The 26667-nt window shown below is 42.2% G+C and carries 16 protein-coding genes and 2 pseudogenes; 15 read left to right on the top strand and 3 right to left on the bottom strand.

Annotation, left to right across the window (positions count from 1 at the left end; all coding sequences use genetic code 11):
- Window positions 1–61: 61 nt before the first annotated feature.
- From MU515_RS11900 to MU515_RS11925, 6 genes are all read left to right on the top strand, one after another.
- Window positions 62–682 carry a hypothetical protein gene (locus MU515_RS11900; protein WP_260260644.1) on the top strand — a complete coding sequence of 207 codons (621 nt, stop codon included), beginning with the start codon at window positions 62–64 and terminating at the stop codon, window positions 680–682.
- Window positions 631–1497 (top strand): hypothetical protein, encoded by an 867-nt coding sequence (locus MU515_RS11905; protein WP_260260645.1) that lies wholly within the window; start codon window positions 631–633, stop codon window positions 1495–1497. The genes MU515_RS11900 and MU515_RS11905 overlap by 52 nt, the downstream gene beginning before the upstream one ends.
- A gap of 259 nt (window positions 1498–1756) precedes the next feature.
- On the top strand, window positions 1757–3001 hold the full coding sequence (locus MU515_RS11910; protein WP_260260646.1) for a hypothetical protein: 1245 nt from the start codon (window positions 1757–1759) through the stop codon (window positions 2999–3001).
- Window positions 3002–3431: 430 nt separating this feature from the next.
- The gene (locus tag MU515_RS11915) at window positions 3432–5087 is read left to right on the top strand and encodes a hypothetical protein (protein WP_260260647.1); all 1656 of its coding nucleotides are present in this window, start codon (window positions 3432–3434) and stop codon (window positions 5085–5087) included.
- A 23-nt stretch (window positions 5088–5110) separates the two neighbouring features.
- Window positions 5111–6352 (top strand): hypothetical protein, encoded by a 1242-nt coding sequence (locus tag MU515_RS11920; RefSeq protein WP_260260648.1) that lies wholly within the window; start codon window positions 5111–5113, stop codon window positions 6350–6352.
- Window positions 6345–11114, top strand: a complete 4770-nt coding sequence (locus tag MU515_RS11925; protein WP_260260649.1) for an OmpA family protein — start codon at window positions 6345–6347, stop codon at window positions 11112–11114. Before MU515_RS11920 ends, MU515_RS11925 begins: the two co-directional genes overlap by 8 nt.
- Window positions 11115–11184: 70 nt before the next feature.
- On the opposite strand, the pseudogene MU515_RS20080 reads toward MU515_RS11925, so the two are convergent.
- From MU515_RS20080 to tssH, 3 genes and pseudogenes are all read right to left on the bottom strand, one after another.
- Window positions 11185–11346, bottom strand: a pseudogene (locus MU515_RS20080) (helix-turn-helix domain-containing protein); the annotation flags it as partial.
- An 87-nt stretch (window positions 11347–11433) separates the two neighbouring features.
- A pseudogene (locus tag MU515_RS11930) lies at window positions 11434–12819 on the bottom strand (sigma-54-dependent Fis family transcriptional regulator); the annotation flags it as partial.
- Window positions 12806–15478 carry a type VI secretion system ATPase TssH gene (tssH, locus tag MU515_RS11935; RefSeq protein WP_260260651.1) on the bottom strand — a complete coding sequence of 891 codons (2673 nt, stop codon included), beginning with the start codon at window positions 15476–15478 and terminating at the stop codon, window positions 12806–12808. The pseudogene MU515_RS11930 and the gene tssH, both read right to left, overlap by 14 nt.
- A gap of 453 nt (window positions 15479–15931) precedes the next feature.
- On the opposite strand from tssH, the gene MU515_RS11940 reads away from it, so the two are divergent.
- From MU515_RS11940 to tssB, 9 genes are all read left to right on the top strand, one after another.
- A complete protein-coding gene (locus MU515_RS11940) occupies window positions 15932–16450 on the top strand; it encodes an Hcp family type VI secretion system effector (protein WP_260260652.1) in 519 nt (172 codons plus the stop codon).
- A gap of 72 nt (window positions 16451–16522) precedes the next feature.
- Window positions 16523–18601: a type VI secretion system Vgr family protein gene (locus MU515_RS11945; protein WP_260260653.1), complete on the top strand. Its 2079-nt coding sequence runs from the start codon at window positions 16523–16525 to the stop codon at window positions 18599–18601.
- A complete protein-coding gene (locus MU515_RS11950; protein ID WP_260260654.1) occupies window positions 18601–19086 on the top strand; it encodes a hypothetical protein in 486 nt (161 codons plus the stop codon). The genes MU515_RS11945 and MU515_RS11950 overlap by 1 nt, the downstream gene beginning before the upstream one ends.
- Before the next feature lie 30 nt (window positions 19087–19116).
- On the top strand, window positions 19117–20436 hold the full coding sequence (locus MU515_RS11955; protein ID WP_260260655.1) for a hypothetical protein: 1320 nt from the start codon (window positions 19117–19119) through the stop codon (window positions 20434–20436).
- Entirely contained in the window at window positions 20417–21391 is a 975-nt protein-coding gene (locus MU515_RS11960; RefSeq protein ID WP_260260656.1) for a DUF2169 family type VI secretion system accessory protein, read from the top strand. The genes MU515_RS11955 and MU515_RS11960 overlap by 20 nt, the downstream gene beginning before the upstream one ends.
- Before the next feature lie 10 nt (window positions 21392–21401).
- A complete protein-coding gene (locus tag MU515_RS11965) occupies window positions 21402–22355 on the top strand; it encodes a hypothetical protein (RefSeq protein ID WP_260260668.1) in 954 nt (317 codons plus the stop codon).
- A gap of 226 nt (window positions 22356–22581) precedes the next feature.
- The gene (locus tag MU515_RS11970) at window positions 22582–24573 is read left to right on the top strand and encodes a protein kinase domain-containing protein (RefSeq protein WP_260260657.1); all 1992 of its coding nucleotides are present in this window, start codon (window positions 22582–22584) and stop codon (window positions 24571–24573) included.
- Window positions 24574–24575: 2 nt separating this feature from the next.
- Window positions 24576–26132: a type VI secretion system protein TssA gene (gene tssA, locus MU515_RS11975; RefSeq protein ID WP_260260658.1), complete on the top strand. Its 1557-nt coding sequence runs from the start codon at window positions 24576–24578 to the stop codon at window positions 26130–26132.
- A gap of 26 nt (window positions 26133–26158) precedes the next feature.
- On the top strand, window positions 26159–26665 hold the full coding sequence (gene tssB, locus MU515_RS11980; RefSeq protein WP_260260659.1) for a type VI secretion system contractile sheath small subunit: 507 nt from the start codon (window positions 26159–26161) through the stop codon (window positions 26663–26665).
- The last annotated feature ends 2 nt before the right edge of the window (window positions 26666–26667 follow it).

Here is a 26667-nt window from a genome sequence, read left to right on the forward strand (position 1 = left end):
CTTTGTAAATCACCTTAGCCAAAACATGTCGCTGTGGAAACAAGAATTAGGAGTGTAAGTGATGAACAAAAAAGTTGTATCTGGCTTGACCGCATTGGCTATAGCAGGCGTTGGGGTAGGTAGTGCCTTTAGCTCACAAGTTCAGCAATGGTTAGAAGAAAGATCGGTTGCTCAGATTGAAAAAGAGCGGTACAACCGCGCTTTAGAACGGTTGATGCCAACAGTACATTTTAAAGATGGTGCGACCTCAAAAGAGGCCACATGGCTATTGGAAGTTGCAGACCCACGCACCGCACCGTTGGCTCAGTGGGATAACCCTGGAGATAAGCCGCAAATCATCACTCAGATTTATCGTGCAGAAAACCGCAAACAAGCTGGTTTATACACCATGAATTTAGACGGCAGTAACCTACAAACCTTGTTGACTCCAGAACAAGTTGGCAGCCTAGTTGGCTTTGCCAAAAACTTGCGCCCGCAGCGTTCACCAAATGGCCGCTTCTTGTTTTTTAACATGGGGTTATTTGTAACGATAAAAGGTTGTGCCGTTGCAGACCTTAAAACCCGCCACATCGAACGCTTCGGGGGGATTGTAACTTTGGTGGCTGGCTGCCTGACAGCAGTAAAGCCTACATGTCGAAACTTGGCAAAGCGTATGAATTTGATACCAACAGCATGGTTATGAGTGAGCTGCCGTTGACTTTACCTAACCCGGATTCTCCTGAACTGAGAAAGAAATGGCTGGATGGTAATGAGCATGCTTATGATGAACCTATAAGAGTACAACTTCTGAATCAAGGAAAACAGCTACTGGTAACAGCAAGAACTTCTCATAACAAAATTGTATTAGGTCGGGTCGATGAGGAAACCAACCTCATCTATCAAGTTGGCGAGCGGCAACATTACACTGTGGAGCGCTATTACCCTAAGGAATGTTATTTACTCGAAGAGCGGAGAAAGTACAATGCCGTTGCAGATTATATCTACTGGCGGGAGGATGGTGGTGCGTTTACTTGCAACACCAAGGATGGTTATCGTTCATTTAATACTCGAGCAGCCGACAAAGCCATACCTTTGGCTAGTAAAGACAGCCGTTACGCGTTGCAACTAGGCGTATTAAGTGGCAAGGATGCGCTTACACCACGACTGTATAGAGCGCGTCAGTCAGATGAGAGTTCGCCAATTGATGAACTCGCCTACCACTATAAGCCGCCTGTAAAAGGCGATAGTGTTAAAGGTTTCTCCCTTTTTGTTCCCGCGAGTTTGCAGCCTCATTTTTCTGATTATGATTTACGTCAGGAATTTCCAGCCTTACCAGACCACGCTCAATACAAACAAGCTTTCGCCCGTTATCAGGAAGCACAGGAAGAAAAATGTAAAGAAATAGACTACGGCAAGTGGACATCACTTGAAATCCGACGTTGTGAGCGCACATGCCAAATTGAAAGACAAGGCGATCATTTTGTGACAACACATTGCGACTCAAATCAGGTCAAATAAGGAGCAAACTTCGTGGCGAAATCAAACCTTAAAGTCAGTGGTGTTTATCTCCAGAGACTACTTTATAAGGGCTAGAGTTCTATACCACTCCCCATGCACTTTTTGAGAACGATTTATTTGTTGAACCTGAGAGCACTACAGAATTTCCATCTGAAGCTCGGCCAAACGAGAATAAAGGTATGACAACAGAAGAAAAACAACGTTTTGAGTCATTAATGCTGGATTGGTCGTTACAACAAAATTAGAAAATGGATTAACAATGAAAAAGAAAATATTACTCGGCTTGGGTTTGACGACTGTTGTTGTCGCAGGTATTGGTTACGTCGTCACTAAGCCCTATTTTGATGAGAAAGCTCGAATCGAGCTGTTAGCCGATTGGTTGGATACAAATCGAGGAGACACTGAGAGTTGGCTTCATGATTATGAATTTAAACTCCCAATAAATCCGAAAGTTGCGGATTGGAATACAGAGAATGTGAAACTCCCTCAGGTGCTGTTTACTATCGAAAACCGAGAAGATAAATCAAAGGTCAGTTACTGGGCATTAAACATTGATGGTACTGACCCTCAATTGCTGATCCCTGAGGGGGTATTCCCGCCGCCTGTTTATCGAAGCACGACTGATTATGCAAAATATATGTCACGCTCGCCTAACGGCCGCTATCTTGTTATCCCCCAGAAAAATAGCACCGTCTTGTACGATCTAGAAAATGGAGAAGTAACAAACATTAGTGAGGAGTCTGGTTCAACTCGTCACGATATTATGTGGGATAGAGACAGCACACAAGTTGTTGTGAAAAAAAGAGATGAGCTTTTGCTGGTTAAGCTAGACACCAAAGAGGTAGTGAAATTTACTGATGTAAATGGTTCATACGCCCGTTACATGACCTCTTTTGCCAAGCCTTATATGAACCAGTCAGAGCAAGCGATCTATTTGAGTTATAATCCGAGTTTAGCGTGGTTTGGCTGTGGGTGGGAGGATGATGAATACCTTGAAACTTTTGGGGGACAAGATGTTCCAAAATGCGGCAACACATTCGTGTTTGATGCCAAAACTTTAAAACTGGTCGATCGAGGAGATTTCACCCCTGTTAGCTACGATTGTAATGTTTGGGGCGGAAAGTATGGAGATGGCTTCTACTGCCTCGGTGGTGAGGGAGGTGGGAAGGTATACCATTCCGGAAGGCCATCTGAAAAAATGGGTAACTTTCGAGCTACAGTCGATTTGTTGGCTTTTAATGGTGGTGATATGTGGTTCGTCCCTGCGCATGGCCGAAATATTACCCGTGTATTACACCAACCGACCGAGAACAGCCCTACTACAGAAATGATATATACATATGGTGTGAACGGAGAAAGGCTATCTGCGTTTGGTTTGGGCTTTAGTCGTTATGTGATTGAACACAAAGAGACTGATGATTGGAGTGAATCACTCTACCCGCTACCAACCTACGCTGACATTGAAAAAGCGAAAGCGGTACTAGAGGAGCGTAATCATGGCTAGGGCTAAGATTGAACAGCACTCACTTTAATTGACAGGATCGCATCGGTGAAAATGAGCTCGATAGTTGCTGTATACGTTAAAGGCGATAACAAAAATTGATTTCAGGTAATGTGCACTTAAATATGGTGCGCTTTTTTATTTTAAACAGAAATTAAGGCTCCTGATCTTAAATTGAAATTTGTAACTTGAGTAATTAAATGGTGTGAGCGTCACAATGAGGTCAAGATTAGCTTTGGGTTGGTTGTTTTGCTGGTTTTTCTGGTCATTTTGACTCTTTTGGCTGTTATTTTGCCTGTATTTGTTAGTGATGCATCTGATTGAATTTAATAAAATAAATTAGTATTATTCTTCTACCAAATCGTACTTGTAAGCCTTATCAGCTTTAATATCACCGCAACCATACTTATGATGTCGGTTGTGGAGAATCCAAATGCAATTAGTTTGCAAATTTATACCTAGCTCGAAGCTATCTTCCAACGAGCTACCTTATGTTCTTACACCAGATGAGTGTATGGGGCAGCTCTCTCGTGTGCGGAACATAGATGACTTCTTAAGGAGCCTACCTAAAGAGTTGGCTCAAAATCTCTCCATATCAACCAAAAAGTCACACGATAGGTTACTAACCGCTGTTAGAAGTGAGTTAGTAAAAGGTAGTTGGGTTGCTCTATCACCTTTCTCTCGCAGAACACCGCTAACAAGCAGCCAGCTTCAAAGCTTTCCTAGACTAAAAACACTTGTCGATTCTGTTTCTTCTCTGAATGAAAAAAAAGTACTTAAAGCGGGATATAAGCAGGTCACAGATGACGTAGCTCTCGTTCGCAATTATACCTACGCACCTTGTGAGCCAAGTCCTGATCATAAAATTGTGGTGGAGTTCGCTGGGCAGTGGTCTAGCAACGCAGCATGTTTGATGTTAGGGAAAACAGAAGCGCAGAAAGAGAAGGTTACCGTAGGCAAGGCTGATTCAGAAAACAAGCATCGAAGCCTTGCTACGTTTAAAGACCTTGAAACTGAGGGCAAAACACTTTACATCAAAATCCCATGTGTTGATCAACCTCAACCGATATTGTTGAAATTGGCAGAGGACCTACAACCTGTGCATAAAGATACTCAGATGGATGAGTGGGATAATGTCTTGGTGCCAGTGAGGCCATTAGCATATTTGGATGAAAGCAACGACAAAACGAAAGCGTCAGAACTTCGTGGAGGTTATCTGTATGTTTTTTGGCAAGGTAAGCTTTGGCGCGAAATGGCCATAACTGAGAAAGGTTACTACCAAGATGTCGATGTTGAGTATTACCGAACACTAGAGCAAGAAGAAAAGAAAAAAAACACACCTCAGGTAATACAAAGAAGCGCAAGCGGGTTTGCGATGCCGCACTTCTGGGTACCTTATAAAATATCGGGTGAAGTCCAACAGGGGGAAAATGGACTCAAGATCATTTTTTCACCGAAGCAAAAGCGTTTTGCCCAAATAGAAGTATTAGAATCGGATGCGGCTTTACTAGATAAATCCAGCACGCCATTAGATGAATTAAGTAGTTACAGTGACGGGCAGTCTTTCAGTGCGCAAGAGTTCACTTCTGATGTAGACAGTGCTGCCATCCACAAAGTTACCGAAGATGACATGCCGTGGCTGAGTGACCAACAGGCCATCGTTCGAAGTTACGATCATAGCAATACCGTGATTGCCTATGTGGATGGAAAAAACAGTGGTCTATTATTCCGGGTTGATGTTGGTACCTCTGGCATCACCGCTTTGAACTCACTCTATGTGATAGATCACAATAGTGATTATAAAGACGTGTTTGATTTAGAGTTTTATGAAGGGGAAGACCACGACTGGCAACAAGCGTTACTCAGTGGGTTGCCATCGGATGGGGTATTTACTATGTCCCTTGTACATGACCAAGACCCAGACAGTCGTCACATACTTTTTGAACAGGTCGCTTATAACGATTTATTTGTTGAACCTGAAGTGTCTACTGAACCCACGCCAAAATCTCAGCCAAATGATAAGCCTAAAGGTATGACAGCAGCAGAAAAACAACGCTTCGAGTCATTAGTGCTGGATTGGTCGTTGTAACCCAACTAGAAAATGGAATAAGAATGAAAAAGAAAATATTACTCGGCTTAAGTTTGACGACGGTAGTTGCCGTAGGTATCGGTTACATCGTTACTAAACCCTATTTTGATGAAAAAGCTCGAATAGAATTATTGGCGGACCAATTAGAGTCACGTATAAATACACGATTTAATGATGGAAGTAAGTGGAGATACCGCTATTCTTTTGAAATCCCTAATAACCCAAAGGTAGCAGATTGGAATACTGAGAATGTTAAGCTCCCTCAGATATTGTTTACTATCGAAAACCGAGAAGATAAATCAAAAGTCAGTTATTGGGCATTGAAAATTGATGGTACTGACCCTCAATTGCTGATCCCTGAGGGGGTATTGCCACCCGCGCCTAATACAGGGATTGATTATGCTAAATATATGTCACGCTCGCCAAACGGCCGCTATCTTGTTATCCCTCAGGAAAATAGTACTGTGTTGTATGATCTAGATAATGGCGAAATAACAGACATTAGTGAGGAATATGGGGCTACTCGTCACGACATTATGTGGGATACAGACAGTACACAAGTCGTGGTGAAAAAAAGAGATGAGCTTCTTCTGGTTAAGCTAGGCACCAAAGAGGTAGTAAAATTTACTGATGTAAATGGTTCATACGCACGTTACATGACCTCTTTTGCCAAGCCCTATATGAGCCAGTCAGAGCAAGCGATCTATTTGAGTTTTAATTCGAGTTTGGCGGGGTTTGGCTGTGGGTGGGAGAATGATGAATACCTTGAAACTTTTGGGGAGAGCGATGTACCCAAATGCGGTAATACATTCGTGTTTGATGCCAAAACCTTAAAACTGGTTGATCGGGGTGATTTTACTCCGGATAGCTACGATTGTAATGTCTGGGGCGGCGTGTATGGAGATGGCTTCTACTGCCTCGGAGGTGAGGCATACCGTTCGGGAAGACCCTCTGAAAAAATGGGTAACTTCCCTGCTACGGTCAATTTGTTGGCTTTTAACGGTAGTGACATGTGGTTCTTACCTGTTAATGGTCGAAATATAACCCGCGTGTTACACCAGCCAAAAGAGAACAGTCCTACTACACAAATGTTATATCTCTACGGGGCTAAAGGCTTAAAAAAATCGGCGTTTGGTTTTGGCTTTAGTCGTTATGTAATTGAGCATAAAGAGGCGGAGAGTTGGAGCGAGTTACTTCATCCATTGCCAAGCTACGCTGATTTAGAAAAAGCGAAAGCGGTATTAGAGGAGCGTAATCATGGCTAGGGCTAAGATTGAACAGCATTCTCTCTATTTGATGGGGCAATTGGTTGGACCAGATGGCGGCACCATTCCTGGCAACGGGCTCTACCCGTTACCTGGTTTTGCTCTGGCCCTACCAGAACTAGCAGCGGGTCAAACTGCAGATGGTAGCAGTAGTAAGAATGACTCACCATTATACTTCAGTGATTCATCAGGTCGGTTACAAGGTTGGAATACCAAGGTCCAATCAGTTAAAGAGCTTGATGGGAATAAGCTTTCTTCTTCGCCATTAACGATTTCTAGTACGACTGATAAGCTAAAACCTGTCTTTATCCCACCTTACTTAATTCCCGCAGCGGTTATGTCTGAAGATACTGCTTGGACGGAACGCTTAGTAGCCTTGGCCAAGGATGTTGTAAGTTCTAGTGATGAAAGCATTGAAGTTAGCGTAGTAACTAACAGAGATATTAAACAGGACCAAAGGCTAAGCAAAGACCCTTCCGAGAGGCGATTTTTAGCGCCCGAATTAGCCGAGTTTTTTATCCATAAAGCTGAAGCAGCAGAGGCGCAGTTTGGGCAAAATAAAGGCGCGTATAAACGCCTGTATGAAAAAATATATCCCGAAAGCGAAAGCGATAAACATAATTTTCATTATCTGCGTATTCCTCAGGTTTGGACTATCAATTTATTCTTCTCAGCCGACTATTTTGAGGGGGCCGAAGTTACTTTGTCAGGACAACCAGAAAATTTAATCATACAAGGTGATGCTAAGGATATAGCCAATAAAATCACTAGCCGCGTAAGGCCGGTTACGTATTTTGATATTGCTAATCAAGCTACTGACTCTGACGTTGCAAAGAAAGTAACTCAATATGTAGCCACATTTTGGATCACGGGCGGCCATCTTGATGATGATGATCAAATTAAGCAATTAGTTCGCTTTGATATAGATTTAAATACGATTAATGGCTACTTGGAAGATAACCTAGAGCTCGAAGATGAAAATGAAAAACGCAAATTGGAAGAAAGGTTATCCCAAGTTGATGAACTAAGCCTCCCAAACAATTGTTACTCCTTGTCTGAGCAAGTATTACACTTACCTATCTATTCGATAGCTGGGCGCAGCATCATTGTATCTGGTGATCCTATTTCTGTTGAAGAGTCACTGTTTCAACATGCGCCGGATATGTTTAAAGGTTGGCTCGATTGGAGTAAAAATCTGCCAAATACTAGCGAAAATAAGCCTGCGAGTGGTGTGCAACCGTCGATTAATATTCTCAATTCTATTGGCAACTACAAAGGGGTTATCGAGGCTTCAGCGTCTGGCGTGATGGATCCATTCAGTATGACCACGGTTCATAAAGCGTTCAGCGCAGGTTTGAATGCAGACCAAGCCGATGGTATTTTGGAAGTATTAAAACTTGCGGTCGGTATTGATGCTAAAGCAAAGGGGTTCTTAGATTTTGCACAAAAACTCAAACCTCCAGCACAAGGTACAATTGAATCTATACCTGAATTGGCGAGAGCACTTAACTGGTCAAATCATCTTGGGAATGCCTTACCGAGCGTTTATACGATTCCACCAGCGTTACAGCACTTTTGGCATAAGGTTGATGATAAAATTTTAACCCCTTTAAAACCTGCTGTTCGTGCGGTTGAGTATGCACTCGATAAGCCTTTTGGTTATGCTCAGCTTGTTTCTAGCGGCCTTGAAATCCCGAAAGGTATCGAAAATTCTGAGACGGCGTTTAATGCCTATATTAATAAGTCGAAACAATATGGTCAGAAAACACAATCAGTAATATCAACTTTATTATTGAATGATGAAAAAGATCGGCAGGCACTGCTTGAGTCTGAAGCGGAACATAAAAAAGCGCTCCTTGAAGCATTCTCTGATGTTAGTGTGAATCATAAAGTGTTGCTAAACGGTAGTCCGTTACTAGAACAAAAGCAGGCAAAAGAGGGTGAGGCAAGCTATTTAACATTGTTTTTTGAATTTGACAGTGCCAATAGTGAACTTGCTATGTCCGACAAGAAGTTAGTTTCTAAAGTGGCCGAATATTTGCGTAACACTGAATCAGAAATGTTGCTGAACATTGAAGGATATACGTGTGATATTGGTTCAGTGGAATACAATACTAAACTGTCAAAAAAACGTGCAGCAGAGCTTAAATCTTCAATTTTAGAGTCACTCGGTGCAGATGCTGTTAAGTGGGAACATCGCATATCGGCGCTAGGTAGAGGTGTGTTTGCTGACAATGACACGAGCAATAGGCATTTAAGTCGTCGAGCGGAATTGAAGTTTTATCTCAATTCTGCGTTTGAATACCCAGCGTGTAGAAGCTGGTTGTTGGCTCTTGAGAAAAATCGCCAGAAGGCGGTTTTAGCCGAGGTGGAAGCCCATAAGGCCATTGGGAAGTTTTCCGGCCAAGCATTTGACATCGCACTTGGTTTAGCTGCCACAGTACTAGGTCCTGGCGCTGCTGTTGCATATGGGCTGTATTGGGCCGCTGACACTTTAGTTTCTACTATGAACGGTGCGGCTCAAATTCTTAACAAAGAAGTAGAAGAATACAAAGAAAAACAGAAACACTTTTCAGAGCTTGATGTGGTTGGACAAGCGTTACTCTATCGGGATTTTCCAGCGTTTAATGAATTGAGCGTATTAGGTAAGTCGTACATTAAACGTGCTATTGCACTCAATGGCCTACTTAGATTGCTTTTACTGGAAGCACAAATGGAAAAAGGTACTGACCAGGCCAATATTGTTTCGGAGTATCATGCGGCTCATAACATTAATCCCAAATCAAGAGAACTGGATATTGAAGGTTATATACAAACCTATCTCTTAAACGACAACTGGGAGTTAGGTGGCTCTTGGCTTCCTTCTTTTCATCTTGATGAGGTTTGGCTAGAAACAAAGCACAATTACCATAGCGCATCGGAAAGTGTGTTGAGTTTTTCTGCCATGACTGGTTATGTTTTTTATCGAGCAATGCAGTCTGCGGGTGGAGAAAAAGCACTCTCACAATCTCAAATTTATCAGAAATTCTGTCCAATACACGTTTTAGCAGATCCAAGCCTAACTAAACTTAGGTCTTTGTTGAAGGCGCCGGATTTATCTAAGCTTGATGACAACATTTATTCTAAACATCTGGTTTCAATTAAACTTGATGATCAATGGTATCCGCTTGAAGAGTTGGTCAATAAAGGAAAGACAATTTCGCCGACGATGCCCATTAGAGTTCTTGTTATTCTAGACATGAAACATAAGGTATTAAAAAAATTTAAAGAGGAGGGCTTGCTTACTCTTGTGCCTATTGGGGTTCGACCGGTAAGGCAAAATAAATTTTTAGATGATGTCGGCTCCTATACCACAGAATACGTTCGTGAAATTGTGTTGGAATCATTAGTTGATAGTGAGAAGGCATTTATAGAAAAACAAGGGATAATGGAGGCTAACTCTGAATTGTTTGGTGTTGTTGTCAAGCCAACCTATTACTTTGGGTGTAACTTAATCAATGGTATTAAGCCGATTGCTGACGATTATGGTAGTAAGAAGTGGAAGTCGGTTTTTGGTAAAGCGGATGAGCAGCAATCAGCTTCTTACCTGATGCGCTATGTTTTAGAAGTTGGTGTACCCAATGTTGACGATACTGAGTCAAACCTTACGTATAGAAGAGAGCTAGTTTTCGGGACTCAGGATGGTAAAAAGAAAATTGTTAGTACAGATAACGCATCAATTTTTAATTTAACTATGTCCAAAGAGCATGAATTCTTATATGAAAAAGCATTTCTAGCGAGAAAAGGTCAAAAAGCAAGGGAGTACCCTGAGCTGTTCTCATCAGATGCAAAGGTTAATTTATATATTCACGATGAAAGTGTTAAATATCTTGTGCCTGACGGTAGTTATCGAAATATGATGGAGCCACTGGGTTGGAGCAAGTCGCAGACATCTTATGATACTTCAGAACAAGAAACGAAATTGCTGCTCATTGTCAGTACAAAATCCGTTGAAAATGTCGAGGATAAACTTAAAAATGGCCGGTTCGACCCGCACCGCATTCCCGCCGATATAATAATAAAAGCAAATGACGCATGCGGGAACTATGATTTTGAACATCAAGACATGGATTTGCATCCTTTAGGGAAAATTAGCGTTGATAATGAAAAAAGAGAGATTTCGTTCACGCCTAAGGCTGTGCATGAAGGTATGCTTGAACTTGTCAACCATATTGCTGGCAATATGCCTGCATTTAAAGATGAGCTTACTGTAAAGGGCGGTATGTTCTCAGGCTTTGTTGACACTGATTTATACGCAGTTGAGATCCCCTTAAAGTACATGAATGCTGCGGGTAAAGAGATGCCGGGTTTACGTCCATTTGTCCCCCGCCCAAATGAAAAGCCATATATATGGGTAGACATCAATGGTAAGGAGAAGATGGATTTGAATGTTTCTTCGGGAAGATTGGCTGTTTTCCCAGTGAAGATTACAGAAGCAACTTTATTAAGTTCACGAGTTATCCATCATAAAGCGAAATGGTATGAGATGAACGAAGTAGAATTTAAAGCTATTTCGGAGTATTCATCGGGCGTAACAGATGATGCGGATCTGAATATACAACACTCAGTGGGAAGTAAGTTACCGCATAAGTCATCCTCTCTAAGCACATGGATGAATGCGGATCCCATTATGAGAGATTACTCCACTGCGAAAGCGCTTCCACTGTCTGAAGCGCGAAAAAGGATACTCAATAAGTGGTTGCTTGATGTAATCGTTGAATAACAAAACCGCCCTAGGGCGGTTTTTTGTTTATTAAAGTATTGGTTCTGACTTGGGGATTTAGAGCGGGTATTTAACCCATTGCTGATATATCGTATTTCTTCATCTTGTGGTTTAGGGTGCTAAGAGGGAGAGATAATTGCTCTGCTGCTCGCTTTGTGTGCCAGTTGCACGCGTTTAAGCTATCTATAATGACATTTCTTTCGTATTGGCTTACGACTTCTTTTAATCCTAAAGATGTGATATCCAGATTTTCATGTGACACTTCAGATGTAGACTCTGAGGGTGGGTTAGTATTTTCTGGTTGCTCTGAGCTATTGGTTGGGAGTTGCTCGGGCAGCTGTTCACCAAACTCGATATGAGTGATGGTTTCGAAATCTGATAGCAGTACCGAACGCTCTATAATGTTTTTGAGTTCTCGCACATTACCTGGATATGGGTATGATAGGAGTTGCTTTCGCACATTCGCACTTAACCCAGGCGCTTGTGGTAAACCCAATGTGTTGGTTGTATGTTGAACGAAGTGTTCTGCAAGAGGTATTATATCTGATTTACGATCTCTTAGCGGTGGTAGCGTAATTGGAAATACGTTTAAGCGATAGAACAAGTCGGCGCGAAACCCGCCATCTTTGATTTGCTGCATGAGATTACAGTGTGTCGCAGCAATAACGCGAACATCCACTTCTATTTCTTTGCTAGCACCGATAGGTCGAACTTTACGTTCTTGCAGGACACGCAACAGCTTTGCTTGCAATAGCATCGGCATGTCACCAATCTCATCTAAGAATAGTGTACCGCCATTGGCGGCTTCAAACAGGCCAATTTTGTCTTTATCTGCGCCTGTAAATGACCCTTTTTTATGACCAAACAGTTCAGATTCCAATAGTTGTTCTGGAATGGCGGCGCAGTTTTGCACAATTAATGCCTGCTGGGCTCGGTTAGAGTTATCGTGAATGTATTTGGCGATAACTTCTTTACCTGCACCGGTTTCACCACGCAACAAAACATCAACTGGAAGGGCTAAGACTTTATCAAGGCGGTTTAAGACATTTAGCATTTCTTCGCTTTTTGCTATTGGGCCCTGATAGGTTTTTTGTGAGCGTTGTTTCAACTGAGTGTTCTCACGCACTAAGGCTTGGTTGTCAGCATTCAGGCTTTTGATCATTTGTCCGTACTGCTCTAACCAAATGGCTTGGCGAATATTACTTGCAGCCATACGGCAGAACTCGGTTAATGCCGCTTCATTGTCAATAATGCTTAAGTTTAATAGGACTAACAAACCAATAGTTTTGCTTTCATTGTCTATCAGAGGCCATGCCAACAAGTTGTCGCTCTTTAATCCCAGTATTCGTTCGCTGTGGTAGATGCGCTCGCAATCATAGCCGTTGTATTTGTACAGTTCGTTAATCAACACAACTTCACCATTGCGAATGGCAAAGTTGAATGGATCTGTTTCGCTAGCGGAGTCAAGTTGAAGTGCCTCCCAAGGGTGGGAGGTTATCGCGTTGTCGTTGTAGTGTGCAGTGCTCGGAATCAACGCTTGTCCAGTCTGATCTAAAACATAAATAATACCGTGTTTTGCAAGAGTCATTTGTCTCGCAGCCGTTAACACTGCATCTAATGTTTGGGTTAGCTGGCTGCGATCAGCCAAAGATTGACTGATCGCAAGTAGCGCGTTGCTTAGCTCACTATGGTTAGCTGAACGCATAGGTTAAGGTTCCTTGCTCATCGACAGATACTTCGATTTGCGTATGTGAATCGTCCTTGTTATGGACAAGCAATTGAGTTGATAGCTGTGGAAGTAGTTGACGGTTGATTACAGCGTCAATGTTACGAGCGCCTGTTTCAGCAAGACGGCAGTTGCCCAATACGAACTCGACTAAACTTTCCTCATAACTGAGCGATAGCTTATGGTGGTTTTGTAAGCGTTGCGACACTTTGTTGAGTTTGTGGTGAATGATGGCTGTCATTGCTTCGTCAGAGAGAGGCAAGAAAGGAAGAACTGACATACGAGCCAATAATGCTGGCTTGAAGTGCTGGTTCAAGGTTGGGCGAATGGCTTCTGCCACGATGTGAGCATCAATGTCTTTTGATTGGTGAACCAAAGACTCAATCTCATGGGTTGCAAGGTTGCTTGTCATAATAATCAGCGTATTTTTGAAGTCGATAGTACGACCTTCACCGTCGTTGAGCGTACCTTTGTCGAATACTTGGTAGAACAAGTTCAGAACTTCTGGGTCGGCTTTTTCTACTTCATCAAGTAATACTACAGAATAAGGGCGTTGACGAACCGCTTCTGTCAGCATGCCGCCTTCCCCGTAACCAACGTAACCTGGTGGAGAGCCGATTAGGCGAGATACGGTATGTTTCTCTTGGAACTCTGACATGTTGATGGTGGTCATGAAGCGTTCACCACCAAACATTTGGTCGGCTATCGCGCGTGCGGTTTCTGTTTTACCAACACCACTTGGGCCAACTAGAAGGAATACACCTGTTGGAGCATCTGGATTACCTAAGCCCGCTTTAGCAGTTTGGATACCTTCCGACAGAGCTTCAATAGCGAACTCCTGGCCTTTAATGCTTTGTGTCAGGCTTTCTTTTAACTTGAGCGTCGTTTCAGATTCGTCTTGAAGCATTTTACCCATTGGGATGCCGGTCCAATCTGAGATCACATGGCTAACTTCGTCAGGGCCAACTTCAAAATGCACGAGAGGGTTGCCGCCACGAATCATATCTAGCTGTTCTTGGCATGCCGAAATAGCAATACGAACGGCTTCTTCATCCATGTCTAAGTATGGAGAATCCTCTTGTTCTGATTCTTCGTCGGCATCCTGTTCTTCTTGGTTCGTTTCATCAGATACTAGGTCGTGCAAACGAGAGCGTAGAGCTATCATCTCTTCAATTTGATGTTTCTCTTTGTGCCATTGGGCTTCTTGCTCTGCCAGCTGCTCCTTGGTTGTGTTTATCGCTTCTTTAAGCTCTGGAATATTAGCAAGGCTATGTTTGTCACCGGTTTGCTGTAGTTCGTCACGCTCAAGAGCTTCAAGTTCACGTTGCTGTGCTGCGAGGTTTTGTTGAAGTGTTTCAACAGAAGCAGGAATTGCGTTAAGGCTAATGTTGACACGAGCACATGCTGTATCTAGTACATCGATCGCTTTATCAGGTAGTTGACGACCGGAAATATAGCGCGCAGATAGGGCCGCAGCTGCGGTGATTGCATCGTCACGGACATAGACATTGTGTGACTTTTCGTAAGCAGGGCGTAAACCACGAATGATTAATGCAGCTTGTTCTGGAGACGGTTCATCTAATTTTACAAGCTGGAAACGACGCGCGAGAGCAGGATCTTTCTCAAAATATTTTTTGTACTCAGACCATGTAGTTGCGGCGATGGTTTTTACTTCACCACGCGCAAGAGCAGGTTTTAGCAAGTTAGCGGCATCACTTCCACCTGCTTGGTTACCACCACCAACTAGTGTGTGTGCTTCATCAATAAAGAGAATAATAGGTGTCGGAGAGTTTTTAACTTCGTCTAGAACTGCGTTTAGTCGTTTTTCAAACTCGCCTTTCACGCTAGCGCCTGCTTGTAGAAGCCCCATATCTAGGCCGTACAATTCAACACCTTTTAAATTGTCAGGTACATCGCCTTGAACGATTTTTAATGCTAAGCCTTCTACCACGGCTGTTTTACCAACACCAGGTTCACCAACTGCGATTGGGTTGTTCTTACGGCGTCTCGCTAGAATATCAACAATTTGGCGGATTTCTTGATCTCGACAGAACACTGGGTCAATTTCACCTTTGCGTGCTTTACCAGTGAAGTCAGTAGTAAATTTACTTAATGCAGAGCCTTCTTCGCGAGCTTGTGTTGTCTCCGAAGTAGCGATTTGTGCTTCGATGGAGTGGCTCGTTAATTCTGCGAAATTGCGTTTAAGACTGTCAGGATTTATGGCCTCTAAAATAGATGCGTAACCATGTTGCCCGTAACGCAGTGGATTGCTAACTAATGTAAGAAGTAGCGCCCCAGAGCGGATTTGAGTTTCGGATAGGTCTAAAGAAGAGACTAGCCAGCTCTCTTGTAACCATTCGATTAATAAAGCGGAAAAAACAGGTTTGCTACCATTTCCTTTGGCGTTTGTGTCAAGTGTAGAGCGAATAGATTGTCTTAATAAATTCTCAGAACAATCAAAATGACTTAATAATACGTCAAAATCACTATTTGGCCTTTCTAATAGACTCAATAAGTAGTGCTCAATTTGAACTTCGTTTGCTTTTTCAGATACTGCGAGAGCAGCTGCGTCTTCTAATGCTACTTTTGCGATTGGGTGTAGACGCTGGATTAATGAAGAAAGGTTTATATTTATCATGGCCATTTGTTTTTTAGAGAAAAATAGATGGCGACATTATACTAAAATTGGCAAGTCAATTTTTTAATTAAGATAATTTGCCTAGTGTTTATTAGTTGATTTAAAGGTGTTACGAGTGTAAATGTTTTATTTGTTTAATTGTATTTTGATGTTTTGAATTTATTCCTAGTAAAAATAACTAATACGCTAGTTGGAATAACTTTATTTTGTAATGAGTACCTGGTTATTTTTACTTTTTAGTAGCCTGACAATTTATTATTATTTGGTTCTGATTTTTTGGTTTTTAATCCAAAAAATTGTAATTAATAAATTGATTGATAGTGTTTGTTTTTTCTAAGTGATTGTATTTGTTTGACTTTTAAAGTTGGCATGAGATTTGATTATTACTGGTTAGTCGCGGTGATAAGCGATTTGGTGATTTAACAAATTTAGATTTTAAAAAAGGAAATAGTGATGCCAACTCCAGCATATATGTCTATCAATGGTGAAACTCAAGGTCACATTACTAAAGATGCTTACTCAGCGGATTCTGTGGGTAATACTTGGCAAGAAGCTCACGTTGATGAGTTTCTAGTACAAGAACTTGACCACGTACTTACGGTTCCTCGTGATCCACAAAGCGGTCAGCCAACAGGTCAGCGTGTACACCGTCCTGTAACAGTAACTAAAGCGCAAGATCGTTCTTCTTCGCTACTATTTAACGCACTAGTTTCTGGTGAAAAGCTTCCTGAGTGTGTGATTCGTTTCTACCGTACTTCAGTTCAAGGTAAGCAAGAGCATTACTACTCAATCAAATTGATCGATGCGTTGCTTGTAGATATGCAAACTCGTATGAACCACTGTCAAGATGCAGCAACAGCTGACCGCGTGACAGAAGAAGTTCTTAAGTTTACGTACCGCGCAATCGAAGTAACACACGAAATTTGCGGAACAGCGGGTAACGACGACTGGCGTGCTCCACGCGAAGCTTAATTGCTCTTTGCGTAGTGATTCAGGGCTAACAAATGTTAGCCCTAATTCAATTATTTGTATCAGGTAAAAGATATGGTGAATGACGTAGAATTTAAATTTGAACTACCTGGGTGTGGGTGCGAATTTCGAGTAGAGAGTTTCCAAGTAAACGAGGAGCTTTCGAAACCTTTTCAAATCAGTCTCTCATTACTTTCACTTGATCCAGATATCTCTTTTGATACGTTAATACGAAAAGCAGGTACGTTAACCCTTTTTGGACAAGGTACTGCAGCGGCTCGTGTGTTTAATGGTGTCGTTAACGAAGTCCGTTATTTGGGTACGGGCCGTCGATTCTCTCGTTATCAGTTGGTGTTGGTGCCTCAAGCTTGGTTTTTATCCCAGCGTCAGGACTGCCGTATTTTCCAACAGAAATCAGCGCAAGAAATCATTACCGAAGTGCTTGATGATGGTGCGGTAACCGACTATAGGTTCGAACTTTCAGGTGCTTACCCTCCAAAGGAATACGTACTGCAATATCGCGAGTCTGACTTACATTTCGTACAGCGTATGATGGCTGAGCATGGTATGTGGTATTACTTCGATCATACCAGTTCAAATCACACAATGGTGATTGTAGATAGCAATGACGCGATTGCACCTTTGGTGAGTTCTCCTCTCAATGCTTCTTACATTGGGCCTATCGTGTACCACTCAGACAGTGGTGGTGTACCTGACCGAGAGCATATTTCTGATTTAGAGTTAGTCAATCGGGTGAGAACTGGCCAGGTTACGTATACTGATTACAATTACGAGCACCCTAAAATCCCTCAAGAAATGACGCATTCTGGTGAGCTTGACCAAGATCTCAAGCAGTTTGATTATCCGGGTCGTTATGTTGATCCTGCAATGGGGCAAGTAAGAACCACTGAATGGATGTCCGAGTATATTGTTGATAACCAACAATTGGAAGCAAGTAGCGATGTGATGCGTTTGGCATCGGGTTATAGCTTTAATGTCAGCGATCACCCGCGTGCAGAAATTAACCGCGATTACATCATGTTGTCGGTCATGCATACGGGACAAGATCCTCAAGTACATGAAGATGAAGCTAGTGGTCAGCCAACCACTTACTACAATCAATTTTCTTGTATTCCACGAAATGTGGTTTTCAAAGCGCCGAAACTTGCGGACCCTGTGGTTGATGGCCCCCAAACAGCTGTAGTTGTTGGTCCTGCGGGTGAGGAAATTTATACCGATAAGCTTGGTCGAATCAAAGTTCAGTTTCATTGGGACCGTTATGGTGATGATGATGAACACTCAAGCTGCTGGATTCGTGTTAGTCAATCAATGGCGGCACCAACTTGGGGTGCGGTTTATTTGCCTCGTATCGGTCATGAGGTGGTAGTTACTTTCCTTGAAGGAGACCCAGACCGTCCGCTTGTTACAGGCGCGGTCTACAATGGGCTTCACTTCCCTCCTTACTCTTTACCTGAAAACAAAACTCGTACTACGTTCCGGACACAAACACATAAAGGAACAGGCTATAACGAGCTGAGTTTTGAAGATGAAGCGAACCAGGAAGAAGTCTACATTCATGCGCAGAAAGACATGTCTACTAAGGTGCTTAACAATCGCTATCGCGATATCGGGCAGGATGAGTTCTTAAAGGTTGCACGTCATCAGACCAATGAAATACACGGCGATCACAAAGAAACCATTGATGGCCATAAAACCACTCAGGTAAATAGCACATTTACAGAAACGGTAGAGCAAGACGTTACGGTTACATACAACGCAAACGAAACGCAGTATGTGAAAAATAATTCCAGTCTCGAGATTGGTGACAACCGTACAACGAAGATTGGTAAAAATGATGATTTAGATGTTGGTGAAAATAGTAATTTGACGGTTGGTGCGTCCAAGAGCTCGGACATTGGTGCAGATGATAATCAAACGGTTGGTGGCAACTTAACCGTGTCAGTAAAAGGTAACACGTCTTACAAAGCCGATGGTGCTACACAAATCATCAGTGGCGACAAGATTGTATTGAAAACCGGTGGCTCTTCTTTAGTTATGAATAGTGATGGTTCGATTAAAATGTCTGGTTCTTCAATCACCATTGAAGGTAGTGACAAAGTCATTGTGAAAGGTGGTAACGTAGCGATTAATTAATGATGGAAAAACATACTCTTATAACTAAAACCATCACGGAACAGCAAGCCGAAACAACGGCTTGCTTTTCGCGTTTTGGCACTATTGTCGCCATGAACGAATCTACTGGTAGTGTCCGAGTCGATTTTGATGGTAATTCATTCCAACAGCCGCTTATAGCAAGGCTAGGTCGCGGCTTTCGGCGTAGCGAATTGCAGATGGCGATCGATAATAAGCTGAGCTGCCGTATTGAATTTATAAATCAGGATTTAAGCTTACCCTTGGTTACTGATATCTTTTTTTCCATTTTGGATGACTCAGATGAATACGTTCTAAGAGCCAAGAAGATGGTGATTGAAGCCGAGCAAGAGCTCATTATCAAAAGTGGTGATACTGAAACTCGTTATAGCGGGCGAGATGGGCGCGTAACTACCAAAGCGAAATATGTCACTTCACAGGCTGAAAAAGCACAAAAGATTCAAGGTGGCACTATAGCTATTAATTAATAGCTATCGCACGTGAATGATGGAAATTAGATGAGACAAAGAATAGGTGTTGAGTACCTAAAAGCTCCAATAACCCAGAAAGATGTCGAAGGAGCGTTGGTGAAAGCAGAGCTTGCGGTTAATGACCTTGCTAGTTTGTCTGACAGTTGGCTGAGTTTCTGCAACGAAAAATTGGCAATTGCTTCAGAAAGTCTTAGCTTTTTACTAAGGCAACGGGTTCAAATTCATAAGCGCGGTTATCCAAGTCGAGATCTCGACTATTTGCGTTTGATAGAACGTCAAATGAAGCAGCTTAAGCAGGTTTACTTATCTTTCTATCGTCTTAATCCTGGGTTAATTCACCAATTACGTAACCAAGAAGCCAGTATCTATGCTTGGCTTATGCTGGAAAAAGAGTGGGGCTTAGAGTATGACAATTTGTTGTGTGGCTTGAGCTTGTTAGGGGAGCTAGATACTCCAACGGCAAAGGTTTTTGCGGCTCAATCTCCGGTGGAGATCATCGATAATGTGATGTCTGAGCTGATAGAAGGCAATGTGACGTCGAGTTCGTTTTACTTTGAATGCTTACGTGTTCGCCAAGCGCTGAGCATTGCCTTGATTAGACGTTGGCACAACGCCAATATCATTCCTTCTCATATCGCGTTTCCGATCCTTGCGTTACATGATGTTAAAGAAGGAATAGAGTGGCTTAATGACAACGCTGATGGTGAGCAATATTTGTTTGAACATCTAATTACCAAGCATGACCGAGGCACATGGTTCCGACAGTATTTCGGCGTAAATCCGAGCAGCTTGCCGTCTGAAGAAGTGTTGACCTATGCAAAACTGCTAGAGTTGAAAGAATTTGAAGCGTTTGACATTTTTTCTTCATTGGCTCCTGTTGATTTTGCTCTCGGCGGTGATTGTAAGCTAGTTCCCGATATTGTGGAGTATTTGGTTAGCTTGGATGAAGGTCAAGGTGAAATTTGGATTCAAGCTTTGTACGTTGTCTACGGAGACCTGTTGCCATTGAAACCTAACGAGGTTGGGGTGGAATACGAGTGGGAACAAGTTGTCAGCATACTGCAACAATGGGTTGCAGAATCAAAATACCAGCAGAATTTAGCGAGCCGTTTGGGGTATGCACTCAGCTTTGAGTCCACCTTAGCCGCGATGCAAGATCCCCATATCAATGTATTGTTTCGCTCATGGTTGTGGCGACAACTTTGTATTCAGTCCAGAGCTTATATCGCGTGGGATATGGCGATGCCCATTAGTCAGCAAGACTGGAACTTTAATAAGTTGAAAGTAACCTCTTCAGCAAGTGAACGATTCAATATGAGGAATAGCCATGCAGTTATGGGATATTGAACCACATCCTGAACTTTCACTGAAAGGGCGCTTTCAGCGAGATGAAAATGGTGATGAAGTTTGGGTCGTGGTTGCAAAGCGTTCGTGGCAATTTGATGGCGTAGCTTGGCAACCGCTGAGTGATAGTGAGATTTTTGATGACCCTCAGTATGAAGGAGATGAGGGGTGGTCAGCAATGAAAGTCGACCACGAATTTGCCTACTGTAAATCCAATACGGATGTCCTTGTATATGGCAAAGCTCGCAGTTATGCCAAGAAGCCTGTTACTCAGTTAGAGTGCCGGGTTTTGATTGATGAACATCTTGATAAGACATTGGTTGTTAAAGGTGAGCGAGCTTGGGTTGAACATGGTGGAAGTATTACTTTAAGTAACCCCATTCCATTTATTGAAAAAGAGATTGATTACACTTGTGCGATCGGGGGAGATATGCGAAACCGCATAGGGGGAGGGGTTGCTGATACTAATAAAGAGCTGCTTGAGCAGAAAGTGCCTTCTGTGTTTTATCTAAAAGAAGATTGGAGCTCTACCGCTAAGAATGTACGGGTCGCTGGCTTTGGCCCTCTACCACCTTTTTTTCAATCTCGTCAGGTGCTGGCCGGTACATTCGATGAAGAGTGGGTTGAGAATAGAAAACCAATGCTACCCGTCGATTTTGATCTTGGTTTTTACCAAAGTGCACCTTTGGATCAGCAATGCAAAGGGTATCTAATAGGGGGAGAGCGTTTAGTCATGAGTGGTTTTTGTCATGACGATACGATCTCATTTCGTATTCCTCATGACAGATATCGCGCAATTGCTACTTTTAACAACGAAGTTAGCCACGTTGATATGGCGATTTATACCTTGTTTGTTGATACGGAAAATAAAATAATTTCAATAAGTTATAATGCATCTTTTCCTTGTCAGGGGAAAGAGCACCTTTTGGTGTCCACTGCGATCACGAAGCAAGAGTAGGTCTGTGAATATGAATAAATCGACAGCTCGTTATGTATTAGGAATGGAAGTAATGACCCCAACGGGAATGAGCCTTGACATTGCTTCGACTGTTGCTCAATCTGATTTGGCAAGGTTTGAGCAAGTGGAAGGCAATGACGGAATTGAACGATTCACCTTCGCTAAAATAGGTTACACCAATGAAAGTAAAGTATTTGAAAAAACGTGTGAACTGACAGGCTATTTACTTAATTCTTTATTGGCTCAATTGCCGCGCTCTTTGAAGCCGATTCCATTACTTATCGCAGTTCCAAAGTCAGTCTCGCCAATGGAAGTGCAAGATTGGTTAGGTGAAAGCGAATATTCTGGTGCTTTATTGTCTGTGGAGGCGGTGCATGCTAGCGGACCTATTTTTCTTGCACAGTCGATTAAATGGCTCGATAAACATGATGCAATGATGTGTATTTCGCTAGATTCACTGGTGGAATCATTGCAAGAGTTTGTTGACTCTTCAATGGTCATGAGTACTCATAATCCATGGGGTATCATACCTAGTGAAGGCGGAGCAGGGTTAATCCTTTGCAGGAAAAATACTGTTGACACATTAAAGCTACAGGCAAAAGTTCAGTTGGGTTACTTCGATACAGAAAAGAGCACAACCGATAGACGAGGTATGTATCGTTTAGTTCAACGTGCAAGTAAGGCGCTAGATACGTTTGGACATGTTTATACTGATATGTCTAACTTTCGTGCGCATACTGAAGACTATGGCTTTGTACTTGGTGCAAAGGCACAACGTTTTGCTAATCCTACAGACCCTGTCCGTATTAATGATTTTTGGGGAACGATGGGAAGTTGCTCTTCCGTTGCACTATTAGCCTTTGCTGCTGCCAATCATTATTCTATTAACCAACCCGCGTCTCTTCTCATGTTTGATTACCACGGTGATAAGGGTTTAATGCAAATACTTGCTAATAATGAGTGATACATTTAAATCTTATCTTTAGTGAGTTCAATATTATTAATTGATTCATTAAATGGTAAAGCAATGACGATTATCTAGTTAAAGCGTAAGTTGTAGAGTTGGATTAATTAGTAATAATAACTAAAGTTATAGTCGTACTGTTCGTTTTGCTTATTCAGTATTGAATGGGATATAGCCGAGGAAATATCATTTTCTCTGGTCATATTTCTACGCAAAAGAGCACAAAGTGTCAGATAGTCAGGGAGCAACCAACGGATACATGGATCAGTTGGTGGCTAAAGCAATTGAAAAAAAGAAGTTGAATGAGCAAAGGCTGGCGAAGAAAAGTAAGCCAAAGCTTGAATACGTGCTTTTTTCACAATTTGATGTCTTAGACACTCTTCCTTCACAAAATGGTAAAACGACGATTTACCGTTTGTCGAAAAAGGCTCAGCCAGAAAAGCAGATTTGTTGCAAAGTGGTCAACAATGATGCTTCCGAATTGGCGGATAAGTTATTACTTAATGAAGCTAGTCGACTTGAAATGTCGCAACATCCGAGTGTCGCTGAATTTATCAAAGTCGGTAATGAGTTTGAACGCCCATATTTTATGTATGAGTGGGTTCAAGGCGAGTCTGTTGCAGAAAAGATGGCTCGTTATTCTAGCAAGGGTTTTCGACACGATCATATTGCTTGGTTAGTGTACCAACTCGCTGGTGCGTTGGAGTTTATGCATACCCGTGGTATCTGCCATTTGGACATTAAACCCTCTAATATCATGGTCAGCGAAGGTGATTTCGTTAAACTGATTGATTTTGGTGCAGCGCGCTATATTGGTGATGTTGATACCTACGCTGAAACAAGCTTGAATTACGCATCTCCACTCTACGTATCAACTGGTCAAGCTGAGCCACAAGACGATGTTTACTCGTTAGCAATGTTGGCGGGGCATTTATTCCTTGGCTATCTGTTTGGTGATGCGTGGCATAAACAGCTAAAAGAGCGCAAGTGTCCGGAACTGATTCCAGGGCATATTTGGAAACTGTTAAAAGAAGTTATCAATAACCCTAGAAGTCACGGATATACTGCAATTTCGTTTGCTCAGCAACTTGCGCGAATTGATACGCAAGAGCTCGATCCATTATCGAGTGCACCAATATTTAGCAGCTTACGCAATGCTGACCTATTGTTGACCCATTGCAAGCCTCAAGACAGGTTCAAGTTCAGACGTTTCAAGCTGCTCGAAACAGGGTTGGTTATATGCTTAGCAACAATAACAGGCACTCATTTGTATCAAAGTATTGTAGATAGCGGACAAGGTGGGCCTGTTTTGCAATATTCTTTAATGCAAGATCCTAACGTAAATACCGTCAATGCAACAGCTTCATTTCTATCTCAATCTCCTTGGAAGATGGAGAGTTTGATTAGTGAGATGGATCGACAAGATATGGATTCAGCACCTTACCAAAATGCATACGATATTCAGCAGGGTCAATTAAAAACTATTTATAATAAGAATAGTGGCCAGCTTCAGTCTTACCAATTGATTGCTGATGAATTACCTAAAGCACTTCGACAACTGCACAAAGAATTGGTCGTATTGCGTAAAGAATTAGACAATGAGCGTTCGCTCTCTCCGTCCGTCGAGCAGAGTTTATCTCAAGTTATGGTTGGTTTGAATGTTGCCGCCAGTGATTCTTTCAAGCTATCAGCGGCGGTTGGTAGTAAAAGTGAACAACTTGCTGAACTTATTCTCGATGGTGAAGTGGCATTAGCAAGCGATGAGATTAAAGCTGCCTGGTTACTAAACCAATCTAAGTCTTATTTTTACAGCCATGCTTTACCTGAGCAAATAATGGTTAATATCTATAAATCGATCGATGAGTTAGCTGGTAAAGATCGTTATACCGAGGCTATTTCTGAAGCTAAGTTAGCCAAATCTTATTTTGGTAATCAATACGGAATTGATGAAAAAATAAAGTCGTTAAGTATTGATAGAAGTAAATATATTCTATTTAGCACTGTTCAGGGTCAGGATATGTTTGAGAAAGATAAGCTTCGAGATTCATTAGCAGAGTTAGAGGCTAATGACCCAACAATATTCAATGATGTTGCGACCAAGTTGCAGGCCCTTGCTGCGGACTATAAAGAGAAAAGTCATCAATTTTCTCGACCTGGCCGAGGTGCTACGGCAATTGAGAAAGCGTTAGAAGAATACTTGTCAGAGGATCGAGGTTAAATATGACTGATATCGAACTTTTGCTCAAACCAATCTCTAATGATTCAGTTGTCGGTGAAGATGCTCGTTACGAGTATTGCTATGAAATGATGGAGGCCGAAGTCAAAAAATTTGGCTCTTTGTTCGGCGAAACAGTTGATTGGAATACTGTAAAAACGTTTTCTTGCGAAGTATTGGAACATCATAGCAAAGATTTAAAAGCTATTTGTTATTTGGCAAGAGCACTCACTGAAGAAAATGGACTTGCTGGCTTTGAGCAGGGGTTAATCCTGCTTAATAGGGCACTAAATACGTTTGGTAGCGCGCTTTATCCGAAAAGAAAACGGGGTCGTGATGGGGCGGTAGAATGGCTTAATGATCAATTTAAGTTAGTTAGTGCCAAATTGATGAGCGAGTCAATATCGTGGGAACAGGTATCCAGCTGTATATCGACTGTTGAAGAAGTTCAGCGTCAGTTTGATAGTATTTATCAAGATTCAGAAGCCGACTTTTTTGAAATTCGTACTCAACTCAATGTGTTGTCTCAGCAAGTGAGTGGAGATGGGCAAATTGAAAGTGCGGATAAAGTCGTCGAGTCCGTAGGATCTTCATCTGTACCTATGGCAGACGACAAATCAGAAGCGACTAATACGACCCCAAAGGTAACTGAACCTGTTGTGCATAGACCAACAGCGCCTTCTAAGAAGACTATCAAAGAGGTTGATGTCGATACCGACTTTTCTTCTCCCGCGGCATCGAAACGAACGTTAAAAAAAGTGGCCGAAGTAATGATTTACTCTGATCCGAGTGAACCTCTTGCTTATCGACTTTATCGTCATCTTACTTGGTGCGATATTGACGGCCTACCAGATCATAAAAGTAACTGTACTGAGTTAAGTTTAGCTGTTTCGGTTGATCAGCAAGCAGAGTATCGAGATAAAGCAAATCAAGAAAGCGATATCGACACTTTAAAGCGACTAGAGCGCACGCTCACGGATGCCCCTTTTTGGTTAACTGGCCACTACTACGTCTATTCAATGCTGGACAATCTCGGCCTCACTGATGCCGCTTTGGCAGTCAAGCAAGAAGTATCTCGCTTCGTCGAGTCATTAGAAGGCATCGAAAACCTACTATTTAAGAATTCTATACCATTTGCAGATGAAGAAACTTTGCGTTGGTTAAAAACGCAAGATACGACTGGATCTCGTTCGCCATCTGTCGTTCAGACGGTTGTTATCAACGAAGATGACTCACTGAAAATGGAGGATATTACCTTAGAGAATCTAGGGGAGTATGCCGCTGTTCTTGCCCAGAAACTCGAACTTGATCGTTCGGGACGTGGGCAGTTCATGCTGTATTTACAATTGATATCAGCTTACCAATCCTTGGGGTTATATTCTTTGTGCTTACCATATCTTGAGAAAGGTTGGGAAGTACAAAAAACATTTAATCTTTCGGTTTGGGAACCCCACTTATCGTCTCAGCTAGAGAGCCTCATTCGAAAAACACTTCATCAGTTGTTTCGTAGTAAGGAGCTTTTGCCTGAAAAGTATGACGAGTGGCAAGCATTTTTTAGCTAATCAAAGAATTAAATAAGGAACTAAATATGTCACGTGACGGCTCGGTGGCTCCTAAAGAGCGAATTAATATCCGTTATGTTCCAGCAACTGGTGATGCGCAAGAAGACGTAGAACTGCCGCTAAGTATGATGGTACTCGGGGATTTCACTTCACGCGCTGATGAAACACCGATTGAAGAACGCACGCCAGTAAATATCGATAAAGACAACTTTAACGAAGTGTTAGAGGGCATGTCTCCAAACGTTAAGGTGAATGTTGAGAACCGACTGTCTGATGAAGAAGGTGCTCAAATGGGGGTGGATCTGACGTTCCAACATATGAAGGACTTCACTCCGGAATCAATTGCTAAGAGCGTTCCAGAATTAAACAGCCTACTTGAACTGCGTGAAGCATTAGTAGCGTTGAAAGGGCCTCTAGGTAATGTCCCTGCGTTCCGTAAGAAAATTGCTTCTGTACTTCAAGACGAAGAAGCAAGAAAGAAACTTTTAGATGAATTAAGTATTGGCGATAAACAAGACGCTAAAGAAGAGTAAGG

It is taken from the genome of Vibrio intestinalis (genome assembly GCF_025195085.2).
Taxonomy (GTDB): domain Bacteria; phylum Pseudomonadota; class Gammaproteobacteria; order Enterobacterales; family Vibrionaceae; genus Vibrio; species Vibrio intestinalis.

Excerpts from the sequence above, each read along its gene's own strand:
- tssB (WP_260260659.1), top strand. The coding sequence starts at position 26,159 with ATGTCACGTGACGGCTCGGTGGCTCCTAAAGAGCGAATTAATATCCGT.
- MU515_RS11945 (WP_260260653.1), top strand. The coding sequence starts at position 16,523 with ATGGTGAATGACGTAGAATTTAAATTTGAACTACCTGGGTGTGGGTGC.
- MU515_RS11905 (WP_260260645.1), top strand. The coding sequence starts at position 631 with ATGTCGAAACTTGGCAAAGCGTATGAATTTGATACCAACAGCATGGTT.
- MU515_RS11940 (WP_260260652.1), top strand. The coding sequence starts at position 15,932 with ATGCCAACTCCAGCATATATGTCTATCAATGGTGAAACTCAAGGTCAC.
- MU515_RS11915 (WP_260260647.1), top strand. The coding sequence starts at position 3,432 with ATGCAATTAGTTTGCAAATTTATACCTAGCTCGAAGCTATCTTCCAAC.
- MU515_RS11955 (WP_260260655.1), top strand. The coding sequence starts at position 19,117 with ATGAGACAAAGAATAGGTGTTGAGTACCTAAAAGCTCCAATAACCCAG.
- MU515_RS11925 (WP_260260649.1), top strand. The coding sequence starts at position 6,345 with ATGGCTAGGGCTAAGATTGAACAGCATTCTCTCTATTTGATGGGGCAA.
- MU515_RS11950 (WP_260260654.1), top strand. The coding sequence starts at position 18,601 with ATGATGGAAAAACATACTCTTATAACTAAAACCATCACGGAACAGCAA.
- tssH (WP_260260651.1), bottom strand. The coding sequence starts at position 15,478 with ATGATAAATATAAACCTTTCTTCATTAATCCAGCGTCTACACCCAATC.
- MU515_RS11900 (WP_260260644.1), top strand. The coding sequence starts at position 62 with ATGAACAAAAAAGTTGTATCTGGCTTGACCGCATTGGCTATAGCAGGC.
- tssA (WP_260260658.1), top strand. The coding sequence starts at position 24,576 with ATGACTGATATCGAACTTTTGCTCAAACCAATCTCTAATGATTCAGTT.
- MU515_RS11910 (WP_260260646.1), top strand. The coding sequence starts at position 1,757 with ATGAAAAAGAAAATATTACTCGGCTTGGGTTTGACGACTGTTGTTGTC.
- MU515_RS11965 (WP_260260668.1), top strand. The coding sequence starts at position 21,402 with ATGAATAAATCGACAGCTCGTTATGTATTAGGAATGGAAGTAATGACC.
- MU515_RS11960 (WP_260260656.1), top strand. The coding sequence starts at position 20,417 with ATGCAGTTATGGGATATTGAACCACATCCTGAACTTTCACTGAAAGGG.
- MU515_RS11920 (WP_260260648.1), top strand. The coding sequence starts at position 5,111 with ATGAAAAAGAAAATATTACTCGGCTTAAGTTTGACGACGGTAGTTGCC.